Source organism: Stenotrophomonas maltophilia (assembly GCF_004920835.1).
Taxonomy (GTDB): Bacteria; Pseudomonadota; Gammaproteobacteria; order Xanthomonadales; family Xanthomonadaceae; genus Stenotrophomonas; species Stenotrophomonas maltophilia_AQ.
Genome location: NZ_QFHO01000032.1, coordinates 22,620 through 42,499, shown reverse-complemented (window position 1 = coordinate 42,499; position 19,880 = coordinate 22,620). Strand labels below are relative to the sequence as shown.

General features: G+C 66.6%; 18 protein-coding genes and 1 pseudogene. 13 read left to right on the top strand and 6 right to left on the bottom strand.

The window, feature by feature from the left end:
- Positions 1–23: 23 nt before the first annotated feature.
- From DI041_RS18040 to DI041_RS18030, 3 genes are all read left to right on the top strand, one after another.
- Positions 24–923 (top strand): helix-turn-helix transcriptional regulator, encoded by a 900-nt coding sequence (locus DI041_RS18040; RefSeq protein WP_046983046.1) that lies wholly within the window; start codon positions 24–26, stop codon positions 921–923.
- A 49-nt stretch (positions 924–972) separates the two neighbouring features.
- Positions 973–3,843 (top strand): TonB-dependent receptor plug domain-containing protein, encoded by a 2,871-nt coding sequence (locus tag DI041_RS18035; RefSeq protein ID WP_136639587.1) that lies wholly within the window; start codon positions 973–975, stop codon positions 3,841–3,843.
- 170 nt (positions 3,844–4,013) lie between these two features.
- Positions 4,014–4,223 (top strand): hypothetical protein, encoded by a 210-nt coding sequence (locus tag DI041_RS18030; protein ID WP_046983044.1) that lies wholly within the window; start codon positions 4,014–4,016, stop codon positions 4,221–4,223.
- 63 nt (positions 4,224–4,286) lie between these two features.
- On the opposite strand, the gene DI041_RS18025 is transcribed toward DI041_RS18030, so the two are convergent.
- A complete protein-coding gene (locus DI041_RS18025) occupies positions 4,287–5,408 on the bottom strand; it encodes an HDOD domain-containing protein (RefSeq protein ID WP_046983043.1) in 1,122 nt (373 codons plus the stop codon).
- 151 nt (positions 5,409–5,559) lie between these two features.
- Positions 5,560–6,096 (bottom strand): inorganic diphosphatase, encoded by a 537-nt coding sequence (gene ppa, locus DI041_RS18020; RefSeq protein WP_005410935.1) that lies wholly within the window; start codon positions 6,094–6,096, stop codon positions 5,560–5,562.
- A 184-nt stretch (positions 6,097–6,280) separates the two neighbouring features.
- Between ppa and DI041_RS18015 the strand changes: the two genes are divergently transcribed.
- The 4 genes from DI041_RS18015 (at position 6,281) to DI041_RS18000 (ending at position 11,516) form a co-directional block, all read left to right on the top strand.
- Entirely contained in the window at positions 6,281–6,754 is a 474-nt protein-coding gene (locus DI041_RS18015; protein ID WP_046983042.1) for a hypothetical protein, read from the top strand.
- A gap of 72 nt (positions 6,755–6,826) precedes the next feature.
- Positions 6,827–7,327, top strand: coding sequence for an RNA polymerase sigma factor (locus tag DI041_RS18010; RefSeq protein WP_046983041.1), 501 nt, complete (start codon positions 6,827–6,829; stop codon positions 7,325–7,327).
- Positions 7,328–7,431: 104 nt separating this feature from the next.
- A complete protein-coding gene (locus DI041_RS18005) occupies positions 7,432–8,370 on the top strand; it encodes a FecR family protein (RefSeq protein WP_136639588.1) in 939 nt (312 codons plus the stop codon).
- 224 nt (positions 8,371–8,594) lie between these two features.
- Positions 8,595–11,516: a TonB-dependent receptor gene (locus DI041_RS18000; protein ID WP_136639589.1), complete on the top strand. Its 2,922-nt coding sequence runs from the start codon at positions 8,595–8,597 to the stop codon at positions 11,514–11,516.
- 150 nt (positions 11,517–11,666) lie between these two features.
- Here DI041_RS18000 and DI041_RS17995 read toward each other — a convergent pair whose 3' ends face one another.
- Entirely contained in the window at positions 11,667–11,924 is a 258-nt protein-coding gene (locus DI041_RS17995) for a DUF2789 domain-containing protein (protein ID WP_136639590.1), read from the bottom strand.
- A 108-nt stretch (positions 11,925–12,032) separates the two neighbouring features.
- Here DI041_RS17995 and DI041_RS17990 point away from each other — a divergent pair, with 108 nt between their 5' ends.
- Genes DI041_RS17990 through DI041_RS17970 form a run of 5 tightly spaced genes read left to right on the top strand, consistent with a single transcriptional unit; the run spans position 12,033 to position 14,985 of the window.
- Complete coding sequence (locus DI041_RS17990; RefSeq protein ID WP_046983038.1) at positions 12,033–12,620, top strand: biliverdin-producing heme oxygenase; 588 nt, start codon at positions 12,033–12,035, stop codon at positions 12,618–12,620.
- 31 nt (positions 12,621–12,651) lie between these two features.
- Positions 12,652–13,119 carry a YbaN family protein gene (locus tag DI041_RS17985; RefSeq protein WP_136639591.1) on the top strand — a complete coding sequence of 156 codons (468 nt, stop codon included), beginning with the start codon at positions 12,652–12,654 and terminating at the stop codon, positions 13,117–13,119.
- A complete protein-coding gene (gene exbB, locus DI041_RS17980) occupies positions 13,106–13,834 on the top strand; it encodes a tonB-system energizer ExbB (protein ID WP_046983036.1) in 729 nt (242 codons plus the stop codon). Before DI041_RS17985 ends, exbB begins: the two co-directional genes overlap by 14 nt.
- Before the next feature lie 9 nt (positions 13,835–13,843).
- Positions 13,844–14,269 (top strand): TonB system transport protein ExbD, encoded by a 426-nt coding sequence (exbD, locus tag DI041_RS17975; RefSeq protein ID WP_046983035.1) that lies wholly within the window; start codon positions 13,844–13,846, stop codon positions 14,267–14,269.
- A complete protein-coding gene (locus DI041_RS17970; RefSeq protein ID WP_136639592.1) occupies positions 14,266–14,985 on the top strand; it encodes an energy transducer TonB in 720 nt (239 codons plus the stop codon). Before exbD ends, DI041_RS17970 begins: the two co-directional genes overlap by 4 nt.
- A gap of 85 nt (positions 14,986–15,070) precedes the next feature.
- Here DI041_RS17970 and DI041_RS17965 read toward each other — a convergent pair whose 3' ends face one another.
- Positions 15,071–17,098 carry a sodium-translocating pyrophosphatase gene (locus DI041_RS17965; RefSeq protein WP_136639593.1) on the bottom strand — a complete coding sequence of 676 codons (2,028 nt, stop codon included), beginning with the start codon at positions 17,096–17,098 and terminating at the stop codon, positions 15,071–15,073.
- 342 nt (positions 17,099–17,440) lie between these two features.
- On the opposite strand from DI041_RS17965, the gene DI041_RS17960 reads away from it, so the two are divergent.
- Positions 17,441–17,944: a hypothetical protein gene (locus DI041_RS17960; RefSeq protein ID WP_136639594.1), complete on the top strand. Its 504-nt coding sequence runs from the start codon at positions 17,441–17,443 to the stop codon at positions 17,942–17,944.
- Positions 17,945–18,016: 72 nt separating this feature from the next.
- Here DI041_RS17960 and DI041_RS17955 read toward each other — a convergent pair.
- Both DI041_RS17955 and DI041_RS17950 read right to left on the bottom strand, forming a co-directional pair.
- Positions 18,017–18,405: pseudogene (locus tag DI041_RS17955) on the bottom strand (DUF488 domain-containing protein).
- A 118-nt stretch (positions 18,406–18,523) separates the two neighbouring features.
- Entirely contained in the window at positions 18,524–19,780 is a 1,257-nt protein-coding gene (locus tag DI041_RS17950; RefSeq protein WP_136639595.1) for a 6-phosphofructokinase, read from the bottom strand.
- Between the last annotated feature and the right edge of the window lie 100 nt (positions 19,781–19,880).

The window sequence follows — 19,880 nt, the reverse complement described above, 5'->3', positions numbered from 1 at the left end:
CTAGGCAAATCCGTGGTGCCCCCATGCGTCAACTCTCGCTGGCCGATCGCGGCCAAACCGTCTCCCTGGATCGCTCGCTCGACGATGTCGCCCCGACCTGCCTCGGTGTGGCACGGCTGGGCAGCCTGCAGACCGCTGGCAGCAGCTTCACTGTCTGGATGCAGGTACGTGGCAGTTCCTGGGTGGAAGCCAAGGAAGGGCGTTTCCGCCTGCGCCAGGGCGAGTGGATCGCCTTCGAGAAGGAATCGCGTCCACTGGTGCAGGCAGGTCGCAACGGGTTGTGCATTGGCCTGAACCTGACCGTCGAAGCCCTTCGCGTGCTGACCGAGATGGCCGACTGCGGACTGTATGCCGGTCGTGGCCGGATGAACCGCGGCGACGCCCGTGTTGCCCTGCGGCTGTGGCGCGATGCGCTGGCCAGCGGCCAGCCGGCCCAGGCGCTGCGCCCGCTGCTGCTGCACCTGGCGGGCCTGCAGCGCGGACTGGCCGACAACGTGCAGCGCTGCCCGGGCCGCTCGCGCAGCCGCAAGCGCCAGGTGTTCGGCCGCATGCAGCGTGCCCGCCTGTACCTGGAAGGCAACAGCCACCGGGTGGTGCGCATCGGCGAGCTGGCCGAGCTGACCAATTTCTCCAGCTGGTACTTGTCCAAGACCTTCCAGAGCCTGTACGAGGAAAGCCCGCAGTCGTTGTCGGCGCGGCTGCGCCTGGAGCGGGCCGCCGATCTGCTGCGCGACACCGATATGATGGTCGGTGAGGTCGCTGCGGCCAGTGGTTTCGACAACTGCTGCAGCTTCGCGCGTGCGTTCCGTGCCCGCTACGGCCAGTCGGCTTCGCGCTTCAGGGAGAACGGCGGCTTGCTCCCGCCACATTCTGCAAAGTCTCCGGTTGGTTCGCGCAAATACAGCGCTGCAACGCAATCGTAACGTGCTGGGGTGTTTTAACACGCTGCTAACACGTACCTTGGAGAGATTGATGAACGTTCGTAATCCCGCAGTGCGGTTCGGCTTGCTGCCGGCCGGCATCGCGCTGGCGCTGGCGCCGGCCTTTGCTTCGGCTCAGGAAGCAAAGGGCACCACCGACCTGGACCGCATTTCGGTCACCGGCTCGCGTATCCGCGGCGCTGCCGTTGAAACCCAGCAGCCGGTCGTTACCCTCAGCCGTGAGAACCTGGAAAAGCAGGGCTATACCTCGGTTGCCGACGTCCTGCAGAACCTGACCTCGGCCGGTTCCCCGGCCATCTCGCGTTCGGAATCGCTGGCTTCCGGCGAAAACGTCGGCGGCTACTACGTCGACATCCGCAACCTGGGCGCCCAGCGCACCCTGGTGCTGATGAATGGCAAGCGCCTGGGCGCTACCACCTCGGGTTACCAGGATCTGAGCCAGATCCCGATGTCGGCCATCGAGCGCATCGAAATCCTGAAGGATGGCGCCTCCGCCATCTACGGGTCGGACGCGATCGCCGCCGTGGTCAACGTGATCACCCGCAAGCGCTTTGACGGTGCTGAAGCCAGCGTCTATGTCGGCCAGTACGGCAAGGGCGACGGCGACACCACCACCTATTCGTTCACCCTCGGCAGCGAAGGTGAGCGTGGTGGCGTGACGCTGGCCGCCGAGTACTCCAAGCAGGACCCGGTGTGGGCCAAGGACCGCTGGTTCAGCCGTGACGGCAACGCCGGCCCGAACTACCCGGGCTCGGGTGCCAGCCCGATCAACCAGAAGGGTGGGTTCTGCGACCCGTGCGTGACCCCCAACCTGAAGAAGGGCGAGCCCGGCTACATCGGCCCGACCGACCAGCGCTGGTACACCCTGCGCGATGGCGGCGACCCGACCAAGCGTTCGGACTATCGTCTGGAAACCAGTGCTGACGCCGTCAATGCCAACGAGCAGATGATGGTGCAGACCGGCATCGAGCGTAAGTCGCTGTACGTCAACGGCAACTACGACTTCACCGACTCGATCGCGTTCAATGCGGACGTGATCTACAACGAGCGCACCACCAACCAGCAGATCGCCGGTTACCCGTACCAGTCGGCCTCGTTCGATACCCCGCTGTCGAAGGACAGCGCGTTCAACCCGACCGATCAGGACCTGACCTTCCGTCGCCGTCTGTGGGAAATGCCGCGTACCACCGAAAGCAAGCTGAAGACCCTGCGCTTTGCGCCGAGCGTCAGCGGCTTCTTCGAGTTCGCCGGCAGGACCTTCGACTGGGACGTCGGTGCGCTGTGGAACCGCAACGAATCGACCAAGACTGGTCACGGCGACATGAGCCTGATCGCCTCGCGCCAGGCGCTGGGTGCTTCGTTCGTTGGTCCGGACGGCGTGGCCCGTTGCGGCACCAGCATGGCTGACCCGCTGGCCACCAGCAACTGCCGTCCGTGGAACCCGCTGCTGCCGTACGGCGTTGCAGGCAATGGCTCGCTGGCTGACCCGGCTGCCCAGTCGTTCCTGTTCCCGTACTTCACCGATACCGGTCTGACCAAGACCACCAGCTTCACCGCCAACCTGTCCGGTTCGATCGTGACCCTGCCGGCCGGTGATCTGGGCTTCGCCGTGGGCGTGGAGCACCGCAAGGAAGAAGGCCGCTTCTCGCCGGACGCCTTCGCACAGTCGGGTGAGTCCACCGGTCTGGGCAAGCAGACCACCCAGGGTGACTACTCGCTGGATGAAGTCTACCTGGAGCTGAACGTGCCGGTCCTCGCCGACATGCCGTTCGCCAAGGAGCTGACCCTGAATGCTGCGACCCGCTACTCGGACTACAGCAACTTCGGCAACACCCTGAACTCCAAGTTCGGCTTCACCTGGCGTCCGCTGGACGAACTGCTGGTCCGTGGCACCTGGGCTGAAGGCTTCCGTGCCCCGACCATCGACGATCTGTACGGTGGCCTGAGCAGCAGCTTCGAGTCCTACACCGATCCTTGCGGTATCACCGCTCCGGGCTCGGTCAATGGCAACGGCGCTTGCTCCTCGCGTGGCGTGCCGGTGGGTTACACGCAGCTGGGCCAGGGCCTTGTTCCCTGCACCTCGACCCCGTGCGCTACCCCGGACCAGTTCATTTCCGGTTCCAACTCCGCGCTGAAGCCGGAAACTTCCAAGAGCACCACCGTGGGTGTGGTGTGGAGCCCGCGTTGGGTCCAGGGTCTGGACATCTCGCTGGACTGGTACAAGTACGAAATCAGCGACATGATCATCGCCGACAGCGTCGATCGTATCCTGCGCGACTGCTACGTGCTGGGTGATTCGGCCCGTTGTGCCGGTCACACCCGTGCTGGTGATGGCCACATCTCCGCGATGACCTATGGTCTGGCCAACCTGGGCCAGATGGAGACCCAGGGCTACGATCTGGGTATCAAGTACCGCCTGCCGGAACTGGCCATCGGTCAGTTCAACATCGATTGGCAGACCAGCTACCTGTCCAAGTACGACGAGCAGGGCCAGAATGCTGATGGCAACAACATCACCATCGGCCGTGTCGGCGAAGCCGGCCTGTTCCGTCTGCGCTCGAACGTGGGTGTTAACTGGTCGAAGGGTGACTTCGGCGTGTCCTACATGGCGCGTTACTACTCGGGCATGAACGAAGCCTGCGTGGCCAACCGTCCCTGCGATGTCGCTGATCGTTACCAGAACGGCGAGAAGTCCCCGCTGCGCAAGACGGGCTCCAACACCTTCCACGATCTGCAGGTCAGCTGGAAGGCGCCGTGGGATGCGACCATTGCTCTGGGTGCCAACAACGTGTTCGACCACAAGGGCCCGATCATGTTCACGCAGCCGAACTCGAGCTTCGCCTACTACGGCGGTTTCGATGTCGGTCGCTTCCTGTACATGAAGTACACCCAGCGCTTCTGATAGTTCGAAGTGCAATCGCAGTAACAGGAGGGCGGGCCGCAAGGTCCGCCCTCTTCTTTTGTAGGGAAACTCCGAAGCATGTTGGAAGGTGAGCGAAGTCACGATCCTGCTGTGTCGTAATCAACACAGTTAAGGGGTCCACTTCCGGACGCCTGCACATGGAGAGAGCGATGAAGAGCACGCTGTTGCACAAACTGTCTGCTGCTGCACTGATCTATGCAACATTGGTGGGGGCGGTGTTCGCCCAGACCGGTGGCGTCTGCGGTGGTGGACTCTACTGCGAAGAGTTCCGGCAGCAGTGCCTGGCCGCAGGCAAGTCGAAGGTGCTGTGCGATCTGCAGTATCGTCATTGCGTGCAGGACGCCTGCGGCGCGCGTTGATGCATAAAAGGCGCGCCTTTGCAGGCGCGCCTTTTATTGGTCCTGCCAGTGTGATGGAGAGACTCAGGCCTCTCCTGGAATCAGTCCCATCAACGCATTGGCATGCTCGCGCCACTGCGGCAGCTTGTTGAGTACGCCCGCGCGCTGCAGGTAGTCCTCGTCCACCGGGTCGCCATTGACCAGTGCCAGTGCCACATGCACCGCGCCGGTCACCCAGAAGCTGCGGGTGCTGGCACGCTGTGGCTGCAGATGGAACGCCACCGCTTCGATGATCGGCATCGGCAGTCCCCACAGGCCCAGCAGGTAGGCGCCGGCTTCGGCGTGGCCTGGGCGCGCGTCGCCAGCCAGCGACGGCTCGGTGCGCTCGTTGCGTACACCCGGCAGCAGCAGGCCGATATCGGCCAGCAGCGCGGCGGTTGCGCCCAGTTCGGCACTGGATTCGGGCAGCAGGCGTGCGGCCAGCCGCGAGGCGAGCAGGGCACGTTGCTGCAGCGAGTTGCGTTCGGCCGTGGACAACGTCGGTGCCGAGAACACTTCGCTGGCCAGTACCAGGTCGCGCAGCGTCGACAGGCCGAGGCGTGTCACCGCCGTGCGCAGGTCGGCAATGGTGCGGCCCTGGCTGAAGAACGCCGAGTTCGAAAGCTGCAGCACCTTGGCGGCAATCGCGGGATCGGCGGCAACCAGCTTGGCCACGTCGGCGCTGTCGGCATCGTCGTCGTGTTCCAGCGCCTGGGTCAGGCTCAGGTACAGGTGCGGCGGCGACGGCAGCTTCTCGATGCGGCCGATGGCACCGCGCAGACGGGGGCTGTCCAGTACCTCGCGCAGCTCTTCCAGGCTGGTCAGTGCCTCCAGCAGCACTTCCGGCGCCAGCGGCAGTGGCAGGAAGCGGTGGGCGACACCGATCAGGCGCGCCGGCGGCGGACGGTTGCCATGCTGGGCATCCACCAGTGCGATACGGATGGTTTCCGGGCGCAGCGTCCGGATCTGGCCGAGCAACGTGGTTGCATTGAGGTCCGGCAACTGCGGACAGACAATCACCGCATCCACGCCCTGCGTAGCCACCGCGGTCATCGCGGTCTGGCCATCGGTGGCGGTCAGCGGCTGCCAGTCTTCCCCAAGATCGGCAATGAATTCGGTCAGCTCGGCCGGCAGGCTGGCTGCATCCCCAACAAGCAGAATACGCACGACACATTCCCCTGGCTGTCTCGACGATGGATGTCGACGACGTGTGAAGTGACGCAATTTACCTAATACGGCGGCACGTGTGATGTGCCGCAGTCATGAAACGTGACCCGCATCGCTCCGACGGCCTGCGCCGGAGCGATCCGGTTCAGGCTCAGGCCTTGCTGTCGAGATGGCGCTGGTGCGCCTCGATCAGGATCTGCTTGGCCTCAGCGGCGCCGCCCCAACCGTCCAGCTTGACCCACTTGCCCTTCTCCAGGTCCTTGTAGTGCTCGAAGAAGTGGCCGATGCGCTCCAGCCAGTGGCTGGACACCTGGGCGATGTCTTCCACGTGGGCGTAGCCACTGAAGATCTTCGAGACCGGCACGGCCAGGATCTTCTCGTCGCTGCCTGCCTCATCGCTCATCTTCAGCACGCCGACCGGACGGCAGCGCACGACCGAGCCCGGTACCAGCGGCAGCGGCAGCACCACCAGCACGTCGGCCGGGTCGCCGTCGCCGCACAGGGTGCTTGGCACGTAGCCGTAGTTGCACGGGTAGCGCATCGGGGTCGACAGGATACGGTCGACGAAGATCGCGCCGGTTTCCTTGTCCACTTCGTACTTCACCGGCTCCGAGTCCTTCGGGATCTCGATGATGACGTTGATTTCTTCCGGCGGGTTCTTGCCGGGCGAGACGAGTTCCAGACCCATGGTCGTGCTCCAGGTGGGGGATATAGACGGATAGCCCCCCATTTTATGCCTTTGCCGGGCGCTGTGCAGGGGGCGGGGCCGACAGCACGGCGCGGCAGTGGCCCACCCTTGCGGGAGGTGTTGCCCGATGGGGTTGTCGGGACGCCGGGTGCAGGCTGGAACCCTCTTCCCGAGGAGCTCCCGCATGAAAGTGTCTGCCCTGCCGATCGGCCTGACCTGCGCGCTGCTGATGGCGCCGTCGGTACAGGCGTTTCCCTATGTCGATCTGATCGACTACCCGCACCAGGAGGCCAACTGGGACCGCTTCTTCGCCCTGGAAGGCCGGTTGCAGCATGGTTTCGACGCCATCTGTGGCGACACCTTCTGCGAGGGCGAGTACAGCGACATCCGTGCCCTGCGCCTGCGCTGCTCGGTCGATGCGGTGCGCGGCACCATCCAGGAGTGCCTGTGGGCATTTGCCGCCAGTGATCTGGAGGTCTCCCGCAACGATGGCACGATCGTGGCCCGGCAGCCGACCTGGCTGTGCCGGCTGCCGCTCATGCCGGGCACCGGGGTGGAGGCCTTCCATGCCGCGCTGGCGGCTCGCAATCCGCTGCACGATCCGCTGCCGGGCACGTCGCAGAGCGCCTATGACGGCCTGACCGAGTGCATCCATTGATGAGAACGTGACTGATTCGCATTAACGGAGTAGCATGCGCGGCGCCTTCCGTCTGTCCTCCCGGCCTCGCGCATGTCCTCCAATGCCGCCACCCTCACCGAACTGCTGATCCGCGAGCGGCCGGCACTGCTGCGCCGGGTGCAGCGCATCCTGGGGGGCGACAACGGCGCCGAAGACGTGATCCAGGCGGTGTGGTTCAAGGCACGTGGGGTCGACGACAGCCAGGCCATCGACAACCCACGGGCCTATCTGTACCGGCTGGCCGCCAACCTGGCCACTGACCACGGCCGCGAATCGACCCGCCGCAACCGCCTGCTCGCAGACCATTACCTGTGGGGGCCGGACGAGGTGATCTCGACCGAAGAGCAGGCGATGGCACAGGACGAACTGCAGCGGGTGCTGGATGCCGCCGGCCACCTGCCGGAGCCGACCCGCACCATTTTCCGCCTCAACCGCCTGCAGGGCCTGACCCAGGCCGAGATCGCACGCCGCCTCGGCGTGTCGGTGACCACTGTCGAAAACCACGTGCGCTCCGCGCTGCAACGCCTGGCCTGGGCGCGCAGCGGCCGATGATCGACCCGGCTTGGGGCAGGCCTTCGCTGAAACGTCTTGATTACTGGACCGTGCATGCGGTCTAGTTCCTCTGCCCGCGCTTGAATGCGCCTCTCTGCCAGCCGATGAGCCCGCCGAACACGCTGCCCGCCGCCAACGACGATGCCCTGGCCGAACAGGCCCGGGGCTGGATCGCGTGGTTGGCGTCGGGCGACATCAGTGATGCGCGCATGCGCGACTTCGAGTGCTGGCTGGCACTGCCGGGGCATCGTCGTGCCTTCGAGCACGAGCGTGTGCTGTGGCGCAGTGCCGGGCCGCGTCCGCCACAGGCCGCGACGATCGTGCGGCGCCGGCCGCAGCGCCTGCGGTGGGCGATGGCCGCCGCTGCGGCGCTGGCGATGCTGGTGGTGTGGCCGGAAGCCTGGCTGCGTGCGCAGGCCGACCATCGAAGCACGCATGTCGTAAAGAACGTGCAGCTGCCCGATGGCAGTCGCGCGGTGCTGGATGCCGACAGCGCGATCGCCGTGCGCTTCGATGCGAATGCGCGCCAGATCGAGCTGCTGCGTGGCCGCGCCTGGTTCGAGGTCAGTCCGGACGCGCAGCGGCGTTTCAGCGTGCGTGCCGGCAATGGCGTGGTTGAGGATATCTCCACCGCGTTCACCGTTGCGCGAGGCGATGACCGGGTGGAAACCCAGGTCGGGCAGGGCAGGGTGCGTGTGGCCAGCCCGGCCGACGGTGGCTGGACCTATCTGCAGGTGGGGCAGCGTGCGGTCTATGGCGAGCGCAGTGGCGTGACGCGGCTCGATGACGTGGCCGCTGACAGCGTCGGCGCCTGGCGGCAGGGTGAGCTGTTGCTGGAGCAGGCCAGCGTCGCCGACGCGGTGCGAGGGGTGGGGCGCTATCGTGCCGGCCCGACCTTTGTACGCGGTGATCTGTCGCGGTTGCCGGCGGTCAGTGCGGCGTTGCGCATCGATCGTCCGGAACAGGCGCTGGACGCGCTGGCGGCAACGGCAGGTTTGCAGGTCACCCGCCTGCCGCTCGGGGTCGCCATCGTCCATCAGTAGATCCCCGCCATTCCCCGGTGTGCCGACCAACGGTCGGAACCCACCACTGCAACCAGCCGACCAACGGTCGGCACCCATCGCGACCGCGAATCTCCCTTGGGGTTGTCGCCACCCCATCCGTCTTACCCCGCGAACGTACCCGCCGCCGCCACGTACGTCGCCGTGTCCGCGCCTGCCGCGGATGACGCCGCGCCCGCGGCTCCGATTACCTGACAGGTTCCCCCATGTTCGACTCCCATCGCCCGGGCCGCGTGCTGCGCCCGTCCCGCCTGTGCATCGCGTTGCTGGCTGCCGGCCTCGCCAGCGCCGCACCATCGTCCGTATTGGCGCAGGACGCCGCCAGCGGCCATGCGGCCATGCAGCGTTTCGACATTCCCGCGCAGCCGCTGGATGAAGCGCTGCGCAGCTACATGCGCCAGTCCGGCGTGCAGGTGGTGTATCCGGCTACGCTGGCCCAGGGCGTGAGCTCGCACGCGGTCAGTGGCAACCTGTCTTCCGATGAGGCCCTGGCCCGCCTGCTGCAGGGCAGTGGCCTGGCGGTGCGCCGGGTCGGCGCCGATGCGGTCACCCTGGAGGCGGCATCCCCAGCGCAGGCCGACAGCGGCGTGATCGTCACCGACACGCTGAGCGTGGCCGGCGACCGCGTCGACAGTGGCGCGGCCAGCGATGAGGCGCGGCTGCTCGACAGCTACCGCAGCGTGGGCTCCACCACCACGCTCAATCGCACGCATCTGGAGCGCTTCCGCGGTACCTCCAACGGCGACATCGTCAAGGGCGTGGCCGGCGTCACCGCCGGTGATCCGCGCGTGGGCAACGGTTTCGACGTCAACATCCGTGGTATCCAGGGCCAGGGCCGCGTGCCGGTGATCATCGACGGTGGCCAGTCGAGCATGGACACCTACCGAGGCTACGCAGGCCAGTCGCAGCGCAGCTACCTCGATCCGGACCTGATCTCCAGCCTGACCATCACCAAGGGCCCGAGCCTGCAGGCCAATGCCTCCGGTGGCATCGGCGGCGTGGTCGAGATGGAAACGCTGAAGATCGGCGACGTGCTGCGCGAAGGCCGTGACTTCGGCGTACGCGTGCGTGGTGGCCTGGCCAACGCCAGTGCCAACAACCTGCCTTCCTACAGTGCCGCGCCGCGCAGCGATCGCAGTGCCACCGGCAGCCAGTTCTTCAACGTCGCCGCGGCTGGTCATTGGGATCGTTTCGATCTGGTCGCCGCCTATGCCTACCGTGACAATGGAAACTACTTCTCCGGAAAGCACGGCTACGACGATTTCCCGCAGACCCGGCGCACGCTGGCACCGCTGAATCCGCCGCGTACCGAGGTCTTCAATACCTCGGCGCGCTCGAAGTCGGCGCTGCTCAAGGGCACCTGGCGCATCGACGATGCACAGACGCTGGAAGCAGGCTATCGCCGCTACGAAGGCACCGCCGGCGAGATCATGGCGTCGCAGATCATCCGTGTGGATCGCGACCGCATCCCGCAGTGGGATCCGGGCCACGTTGACATGGACAGCTACACCCTGCGTTACCGCTTCAACCCGGACAGCGAGCTGATCGACCTGCGCGTCAATGCCGCCTACACCGACACCGACAGCGTGATGTACAACAGCCTCACCGGCATCACCCCGTGGTACTTCGATCGACGCACCGAGTGGTACGACGCGCCCAGCTTCAGTGGCGACCCCGGCTACAAGGATGCCTACCGCAATCCGCTGCGACAGAAGCGCTTCGGCCTGGATGCCAGCAATACCTCGAAGTTCGACACTCGTGCCGGCGCGTTCACCCTCGACTACGGCCTGTCCTACAGCGACGAAGACATCGCGCCGGGTAGTTCGGGGCCGGTCATGCACGACGATCTGATCAACAACCGTTTCCTGCGCAACGCCGAGCGCAAGGAATACAGTGCCGTGGCCTCGCTGAAGTGGCAGCCCGATGAGCACTGGGAACTGCTGGCCGGCGGCCGCTGGAACCGGGTGGACGTGCAGGACCGCAACCGCTTGGCCACGCCCGATGCCTATGAGGTGCAGGGCCAGTACCGCTACACCGAACTGCTCAACGGCAACCCGGCGCTGCCGTCGTGGCGTGCCAAACGCATCGCGCTGCTGAACTGGTATCCGGATGCCAACGGCAACTTCACCCAGGCATCGCTGCTGGCTTCACCGTACAAGAAGGGTACGGTGGGCGACATCGGTGGCTGGAACTTCTACGACGCCGGCAAGGCGCAGGACCTGGAGGTGCCGGTCAGCTGGACCTGGTCGCAACCGATCCGCCGTCGTGACACCGCGTTCTCGCCGACCGCCAGCGTGGCCTACCGCTTCAGCGAAGACACCATGGTCTACGTGAAGTACGCCGAAGGCACCAAGCTGCCGAGCCTGTTCGAGACCACGCTGGGCCTGTTCACCGCCGCCAAGCCGGTCGGCGAGCTGAAGCCGGAGCGTGCGCGCAGCTGGGAAATCGGTGCCAGTACCATCCGCTACGACCTGTTCACCGCCGGCGACCGCCTGGCGCTGAAGCTGGCCTACTTCGATACCCGCATCGACGATCTGATCACCCGCGACTACCGCACGCTGTCGGCCGGCCTGATCCGCAACGTCGATCAGTTCAAGGTCTCGGGCATGGAGTTCCAGTCCAGCTATGACAGCGGCAAGGTGTTTGCTGATCTGTCCGCGCACTACTACTTCAAGGCCAAGACCTGCGCACCGGACATCGCCGCCGAGCGCCGTGCCTATGGTGCGCAGCGCAAGAACGATGAGCTGGCCAATACGCCCAACTGCGTGGACGGCGGCTTCGAGGGCTCGTATACCAACACCCAGAACCCGCCGCGCTACATGGTCAACCTGACCCTGGGCTCGCGCCTGTTCGACGAACGCCTGACCTTCGGTACCCGCGTGGTCCACAACGCCGGCCCGATCAGCAAGCTGGACAAGGACTGGAACGTGGGCCTGTCGGCGATCCAGCAGCTGTACCGGCCGACTACCCTGGTCGACCTGTTCGCCAGCTGGAGCTTCAACGACCAGCTGTCGGTGGAAGCGGGCGTGGACAACGTCACCGACCGCTACTACCTGGATCCGCTGGCGCTGGGCGTGATGCCGGCCCCGGGCCGTACCGCGAGGCTGGCGCTGACCTGGAAGTACTGATCGGTCGCGGATGAGTGGTGGGGTCGGATCCCTTTCCTGCGGAAAGGGCTCTGACCCCATCGCGCCCCAACCGCCCACGGTGGGTGCGGACCTTGGTCCGCACCGCTTCTGCCGTGCAATCGCCCGCGCCGGGCCATGCCCGGCGTCTGCTTACAGCCCGGTGGCAGCCTTCACTGCATCTTCGTGCAGCGACTCGTTCAACTCATCCACCACGGTGCTCCACGCCGCGTCGGCCTGCAGCGATTCGGACAGGAACTGGCGCTGGGCGTCGTTCCAGTAGGTCGCCTCGACCACCTCCACATCGGTGGCCAGCTGGTGCTCGCGGATGAAGCGGGCGATGCCCTCGGCGCTGGCGTCCAGGCCCAGCTGCAGGAACAGGTTGGTCATGCGCGGTTCGGTGGTGATCATCATCGGTTCCGGGTGGAAGAAGGGACTGGCCCATTATCGGTGCACATGGGCTTGGGGAAAGCCCCGTGGCGAACGTCTACAGCAGGACGACCCCCTTGGCATTCCCCCATGAACGCACACATCGCCCCTGAAGACAGCCGCAGCCTGCGGCTCAAGGCCGCCACCCGCGACAGCCACGGCGCGTTGGACAAACGCATCATGGCCGGCGACATCTTCGCTGACCGCGGCAACTTTGCCCGTTTCCTGCGCGTGCAGTACCGCTTCCACCGCAGCATCGATGCGCTGTATGCCAACCCCGCGCTGGACGCACTGCTGCCCGACCTCGGTGAGCGCCGCCGCCTTACACAGGTGGCACGCGATCTGCAGGACCTGGAGCAGACCCTGCCGGGGGCCGACATCGCGGCGTTGCCGTCCGATCTGGAGCTGCCCGCTGCATTGGGGTGGCTGTATGTGGCCGAGGGCTCCAACCTGGGCGGCACCGTGCTGTACAAGATGGCTGCCAAGCTCGGCCTGGACCGCGATTTTGGTGCCCGTCACCTGGCCGCGCACCCGGATGGCGCGGCGCGCCACTGGCGTGAGTTCACCGCTGCGCTGGATGCGGTGCCGCTGAGCGCCGAGCAGGAGCAGCAGGTGATCGATGCGGCGGACGCCGCCTTCCGCAGCGTGCACGGCCACGTTGAAGTGGAATTCGCCTGATGGACACCTTCTGCGTGCAGGCGCACGGCTGATGCGCTGGCTCTGGTTCGCGCTGGGCTGGGTGATGGTCGGGCTCGGGGTGATCGGCGCGCTGCTGCCGGTGATGCCGACCACCATCTTCCTGATCCTGGCAGTGGGCTGCTTCGCACGCAGTTCACCGAAGTTCGAGCAGCGCCTGCTGGCGCATCCGCGTTATGGCCCGTCGCTGCGTCTGTGGCGCGAGCAGGGTGCGGTATCGCGCAAGGGCAAGGCGTTTGCCAGCGCCGGCATGGCAGTGGGGTTCGCCCTGTTCTGCTGGGGCGCGCACCCGTCGTGGCGGCTGCTGCTGGGCGTGGGCCTGTTCTTCGCGGTCAGCGCCGGCTACGTGCTCAGCCGCCCGGCACCGCGGCTGGAGCCCAATCCGGTCGTGGAAGTGGACGACGCCAATGATCCGCGCACGGCCCGCCGCCGTGCAGCGACCCCTGATGCTGATGGAAAACGAGACGATGCTGCCTGCTGACCTGGCCCCCGTGGCTGCCCCTGCACTGACGCCCTGGGGCATGTATCTGGCCGCCGACGTGGTGGTGAAGACAGTGATGATCGCGCTCGCGCTGGCATCGCTGGCCACCTGGACCGTCCTGTTGGCCAAGGGCTGGGAGCTGGCCCGCCAGGCACGGCAGCTGCGGGCGGCGCTCGCGCTGTTGCTGCAGGCGCCGAGCCTGCCCGGCGAGAGCGCCGACGCCAGTGTTCAACAGGGCACCGCATTCGCCATGCTGGACGCAGCGCGCACCGAATTGCGCCTGTCGCAGGAACTGGATAGTCGCGACGGCATCAAGGAACGCATTGCCTCGCGCCTGGACCGCATCGAACTGGAGACCGCGCGCATGCAGCGACGCGGCATCGGCGTGCTGGCCAGCATCGGCGCGGTGGCGCCGTTCGTCGGCCTGTTCGGCACGGTGTGGGGCATCATGAACAGTTTCATCGGCATCGCGCACAGCAACACCACCAACCTGGCGGTGGTTGCACCCGGTATTGCCGAGGCCTTGCTGGCGACCGCGCTGGGCCTGGTCGCAGCGATTCCCGCAGTACTGGTCTACAACCATTTCAGCCGCGTGCTGGCCGGCCTGCGTGGCCTGCTCGGCGATCTGTCGGCGGCGGTGCAGCAGCTGGTGTCGCGTGACCTCGATCGTGCCGTTCCGCGTAACGCAGCGGCGCCGCTGCGTGCCGTGCACTGAGGCGCGACGATGGCGATCAGGACCGCGTCCGACCGTGACGACGCGCCGGAAGAAGCGCACGAGATCAACGTCACGCCCTTCATCGACGTGATGCTGGTGCTGCTGATCATTTTCATGGTGGCTGCACCGCTGGCCACCGTATCGGTTCCGGTGCAGCTGCCGGCCAGCAGCGCCAGTGCCACGCCGCTGGAACAGGCGCCGGTGTATGTGACCGTGCAGGCTGATCTGTCGCTGCGCGTTGGCGAACAGGCCGTCGCGCGCGACGGGCTGGCGGCTGCATTGCAGGTGGCCACTCACAGTGACACCGAGCAGCGCATCTTCCTGCGCGCCGATACCCGTGTGCCCTACGGCGAACTGATGGCGACGCTGGATGCATTGCGTGCGGCGGGTTACCTGAAGGTGGCGCTGGTCGGCCTGGAGCAGGGCACGCGATGAGTGGACTGCGGCGCTGGGCGACCAGCCTGGCGATCGTGCTGCTGGTGCATGCGCTGTTGATCGGCGCGGCCTGCTGGTGGGCGGCGCGCGCACCGGTGCTGGCTGCGACGGCCCCACCTGCCGCGCTGATGCTGGAACTGGCGCCGATGGCACAGGCACCGCCGGTGCCGCCGCGCGAGGTCGCCACCGGGCCACTGCAGCAGCAACAGCAGCGGCAGGTGCCGAAACCGGCCCTGCGTGAGCTGCCGAAGGCGCCGGTGCAGCCGCAGGGCGACCTGCCACCGGCGCGTACACCGGAGCCGACGCCGTCGCCGGACAGCGCTGACGCCAACGTCGCGCAGACCAGCGCACCGCCGCAGGTGGCGGCCGACGCGGCCGCACGCTACACCGCACCGCAGACCACGGCCGGCGAACGCAGTCGCGCCGAGGCAACCTGGGAAGGGCGCCTGCTAGGGCATCTGCAGAAGCACCGGCGCTATCCGCGCCAGGCCGAGCGGCTGCGCCAGCAGGGCGTGGTCTATGTGCGCTTCGCAGTGGCCCGCGATGGCACGGTTTCCAGCCTGAAGCTGGGCCGCAGCAGTGGCTTCGAACTGCTCGACCAGGAGACGCTGGACACCGTGCGGCGCGCCAGCCCGTTGCCGGTGCCTCCGGCCGAAGTGGCCGGCGACCCGGTGGAAGTGATGGTGCCGGTGTCGTTCTTCCTGCGCGGGCGGTGACCTTGTAGAGCCGATCCGATGCTCGGCTGTTCTCCGATCCCGCGAGCCCGTTGAGCCGAGCATGGGCTCGGCTCTACAGGGGGCCTTACAGCAGCGGCACCAGCAGCAGCGCCACGATGTTGATGATCTTGATCAGCGGGTTGATCGCCGGGCCGGCGGTGTCCTTGTACGGGTCACCCACGGTATCGCCGGTCACCGCGGCCTTGTGCGCTTCGCTGCCCTTGCCGCCGAAGTGGCCATCCTCGATGTACTTCTTGGCATTGTCCCAGGCACCACCGCCGGTGGTCATCGAAATGGCCACGAACAGGCCGGTCACGATCGTGCCGATCAGCAACCCGCCCAGCGCACGTGGCCCCAGCAGCAGGCCGACCACCACCGGTACCGCGACGGGCAACAGCGAGGGCACAATCATTTCGCGGATCGCCGAGCGGGTCAGCATGTCCACCGCACGGTCGTACTGCGGCTTGGCAGTACCCTGCATGATGCCGGGGATCTCGCGGAACTGGCGCCGCACTTCCTCCACCACCGCGCCGGCGGCGCGCCCAACGGCTTCCATCGCCATCGCACCGAACAGATAGGGAATCAGACCGCCGATCAGCAGGCCGATGATCACCGTGTGATCGCTGAGGTCGAAGCGGAACTCCTGGCCGGGATTGGCTGCCTGCAGGTTGTGGGTGTAGTCGGCGAAAAGCACCAGCGCGGCCAGTGCCGCCGAGCCGATGGCATAGCCCTTGGTCACCGCCTTGGTGGTGTTGCCCACTGCATCCAGCGGATCGGTGATGTCGCGGATTTCCGAGGGCAGCTCGGCCATCTCGGCGATGCCACCGGCGTTGTCGGTGATTGGCCCGTAAGCATCGAGGGCGACGATCATGCCGGCCATCGACAGCATTGCAGTGGCAGCGATGGCGATGCCGTACAGGCCACCCAGCGCGAACGCACCCCAGATGGCCGCGCACACCGCGATTACCGGCAGCGCGGTGGACTTCATCGAGATGCCGAGGCCGGCGATGATGTTGGTGCCGTGGCCGGTGGTCGATGCCTGTGCCACGTGCTGCACCGGCTTGTACTGGGTGCCGGTGTAGTACTCGGTGATCCACACGATCAGCCCGGTCAGGACCAGGCCGATCAGCGCGCAGCCATACAGCGCGATGGGGCCGTGTACGTTGTCGGCCATCAGCCCGGTGGTGATCGGGTAGAACGCGATGGCCGCCAGCACGCCGGACACGATCACGCCCTTGTACAGCGCGCCCATGATGGAACCGCCCGGCTTCACCTTGACGAACAGCGCACCGATGATCGAGGCGATGATCGATACGCCGCCCAGCACCAGCGGATACAGCACGGCATTGGCACCGGCTTCGGCCAGCATCAGGCTGCCCAGCAGCATGGTGGCGATGACGGTGACCGCATAGGTTTCGAACAGGTCCGCTGCCATGCCAGCGCAGTCGCCGACGTTGTCACCAACGTTGTCGGCGATCACCGCCGGGTTGCGCGGGTCATCCTCGGGAATCCCGGCTTCGACCTTGCCGACCAGGTCGGCGCCGACGTCCGCGCCCTTGGTGAAGATGCCGCCACCCAGGCGCGCGAAGATCGAGATCAGCGACGAGCCGAACGCCAGCCCGACCAGAGCATGCAGCGCCTGGTCCATCTGCAGGCCCATGCGCAGCAGCAGCGCGTAATAGCCGGCCACGCCCAGCAGGCCCAGCCCGACTACCAGCATGCCGGTGATCGCACCGCCGCGGAAGGCGACGTCCATCGCCGCGCTGATGCCGTGTCGTGCGGCCTCGGCAGTGCGCACGTTGGCACGCACCGAGACGTTCATGCCGATATAGCCGGCTGCACCGGACAGCACCGCACCGACCGCGAAGCCGATTGCGGTGTACCAGCTGAGGAAGATGCCGACCAGCACGAACAGCACCACGCCGGCGATGCCGATGGTCAGGTATTGGCGGTTGAGGTAAGCGCGTGCGCCTTCCTGGATCGCGTTGGCGATCGCGATCATGCGCTCATTGCCGGTGGGTTGGCGCAGGATCCAGCGCGCCGAGACGATTCCGTACAGGATCGCGAGAATGGCGCAGCCCAGCGCCAATGACAGCCCATGACGTTCCAGCATTAGACCCCTCCGCAGAATGGATGGACAAGCATCCAGTGGCGATGAACGGCACCACGAGGGGGACGACGGGCTGCAGCCTGGAACCAACCCGTACCGACCTTGGTGGTCGTCCGACGTATGGCGGTGTTCAGCATTCCCTGGTGCCCGCAGTATGCGTGCACCGGCCCCGGGATGGTAGCGCCGGGCCGCGCCTCATGGCCCGCGGCCGCCATCACGACGAACGCATCGCCATGCGCGGGGAACCCGCCGCCGGGACGTGGACTGATTCATGAACCCACGAGCCTTTGCACCCCGTTAAGCCTCCCTCTGCAAGCCTGCGCACAGTCCTGAAGGAGATCCCGCATGCGCCTGTCCCTGTTGATGCTTGCCGTCCTGGCCCCGGCGATGCCCGCGCTGGCTGCCGAAACCCCCGAACTGCAGCGTGCCGTCGGTGCGGCACAGGTGGTGGGCGCGGTGCACACACTGCGGCAGATCCCCGAGGCCTGCGCGCGCCTGGAAGGTGCATTCACCGGCCAGGCTGCCGAGCCATATCGCTTCGCGCCGGTGCGGACCAGCGAGCAGTGCCAGCCGCGCGCACGGTTCGTCGACTACGCCAAGGCGCAGCCGAGCGCGGACAAGGGCTGGAAGCTCAATGATGTGATCCGCGTACCCAATGCCGCATGCCCGGCGCAGCAGGCGGTAGTGCGGGTGTGGCGCCTGCCGGTGAACAGCACCCAGGCATTGGATGGGCAGGGCCAGTCGCGCATCTATCTGGAAGAGGCGAAGAAGCAGGCCGCTGCCGGCAAGATCCCGCAGGTGACGATGTTCGCCGCGCAGCTGCAGATGGAGGGCAAGGCCTGCAATTGAAATTGCGTGGGCGGTGTACCCACGCGGTCATCCACGGGTAGTGCCGGCCGCTGGCCGGCAACCCTGCAATCATCACTCCGCCAGCGTCGCCCCGCGCGCCACCAGTAGCTCGCGCAGCGCCGTGCGATGGCAATGCGCCTCGTCCTCGCAGTAGCAGCCCACGCTGATGTCGCTGTGCTGCGACATCGCGGCCAGCAGGTCCAGCGCGTGCGCCGCATCGGGTGCCTTCATCTCGGCCTTGTAGTGGCGGAAGAACGCATCCCAGTCGGCCTCCGTCTTCGCCTCATGCGCCTGCTTCACCAGTTCCGCGCTGGGCGACAGGGTCGGGAACCACACGTCGTACCAGTCCTGCCGGGCGAACTCACTGCGCGGCACGCCACGTGGCGGCCGTCGCACCGTGCCGATGCGGAGCCCTCACCGGGCGCACGCGGTGTACCCAGTCGAACAACACGCAATGCCATGGCAGGCCTCCATAAAAAGGGGACGGAGGGGATTAAGTCGTATCCGGCCCACTGCTGACGCTGTTGGAGATGACGGAGGGGCAGATGCGACTTAATCCCCTCCGTCCCCTTTTTCGACTCAGCCCTCGAAGGCCGGCAGCTTCTGCTTCACCGCCACGTTTTTCAGCGCCACGTATTTCGGCAGGCCATCGGTGCCATACGGCAGCGGCGCTTCGCCCTTGATCAGCGGCGACAGGTAGGCGCGTGCCTTGGCGGTGATACCGAAGCCATCGCGGCGGATGAAGCCGGCGGGTATCTTCTTTTCATGGTTGGCGATCTTCGACAACGGCGCCGCTTCGATCTTCCAGCGATACGGCGCATCACTGCTGCGCACGATCACCGGCATCACACCGTTCTGGCCCTTCAGTGCCAGCTGCACCGCGGCCTTGCCCACTGCCTGCGCTTGCTCCCAGTCGGTCTTGCTGGCCAGGTGGCGGGCCGAGCGCTGCAGGTAATCGGGCAGCGCCCAATGCACCTTCAGGCCCAATTGGTCCTTGACCCGGCCAGCCAGATGCGCGGCCACGCCGCCCAGCTGCGAGTGCCCGAACGAATCCTTGCCGCCACCGGCGTCGGCGACGAAGCGGCCATCGGCGGTAGCGATGCCTTCCGAGGCCACCACCACGCAGTAGCCGACGCGGTCGACCACGGCCTTGACCTTGGCCAGGAACACCGCCTCGTCATAGGCGCGTTCGGGCAGCAGGATGATGTGCGGTGCTTCGTCATCGCCGTTGCCGGCCAGGCCAGCGGCCGCAGCCAGCCAGCCAGCGTGGCGGCCCATTGCCTCGTAGATGAAGACGCGGGTGGAGGTCTCGGCCATCGCCGCCACGTCCAGCGCCGCTTCGCGCACCGACACGGCGGTGTACTTGGCCGCTGAGCCGAAGCCGGGGCAGGTGTCGGTCACCGCCAGGTCGTTGTCGATGGTCTTGGGCACACCGATGCAGGTCAGGTCGTAGCCAGAGGCCTTGGCCAGCTGCGAGACCTTCAGCGCGGTATCGGCCGAGTCGTTGCCACCGTTGTAGAGGAACCAGCGCACGTCGTGTGCGCGCAGCACCTCCAGCAGGCGGTCGTAGCGGGCGCGGTCGGCGTCCAGCGATTTCAGCTTGACCCGGCATGAGCCGAAGGCGCCGCCCGGGGTATGGGCCAGCGCGCGGATGGCCGCGGCGCTCTCCTTGCTGGTGTCGATCAGCTCCTCGCGCAGGGCGCCGAGGATGCCGTTGCGGGCGGCCAGGACCTTGATGCCCTTGGCCCGGGCCTGCTCGATCACCGCTGCGGCAGTGGCATTGATGACCGCGGTGACACCGCCGGACTGGGCATAAAGGAGAGTACCGTTGCGCATGCTTCTACCTGCTCGGGGGAGGGGACATTGCAGGGACATTACCCGTATGCGGTAAAGTGGCGCTATTGCGGTGCAGCGATACCGGACCGTCCGGGACGCG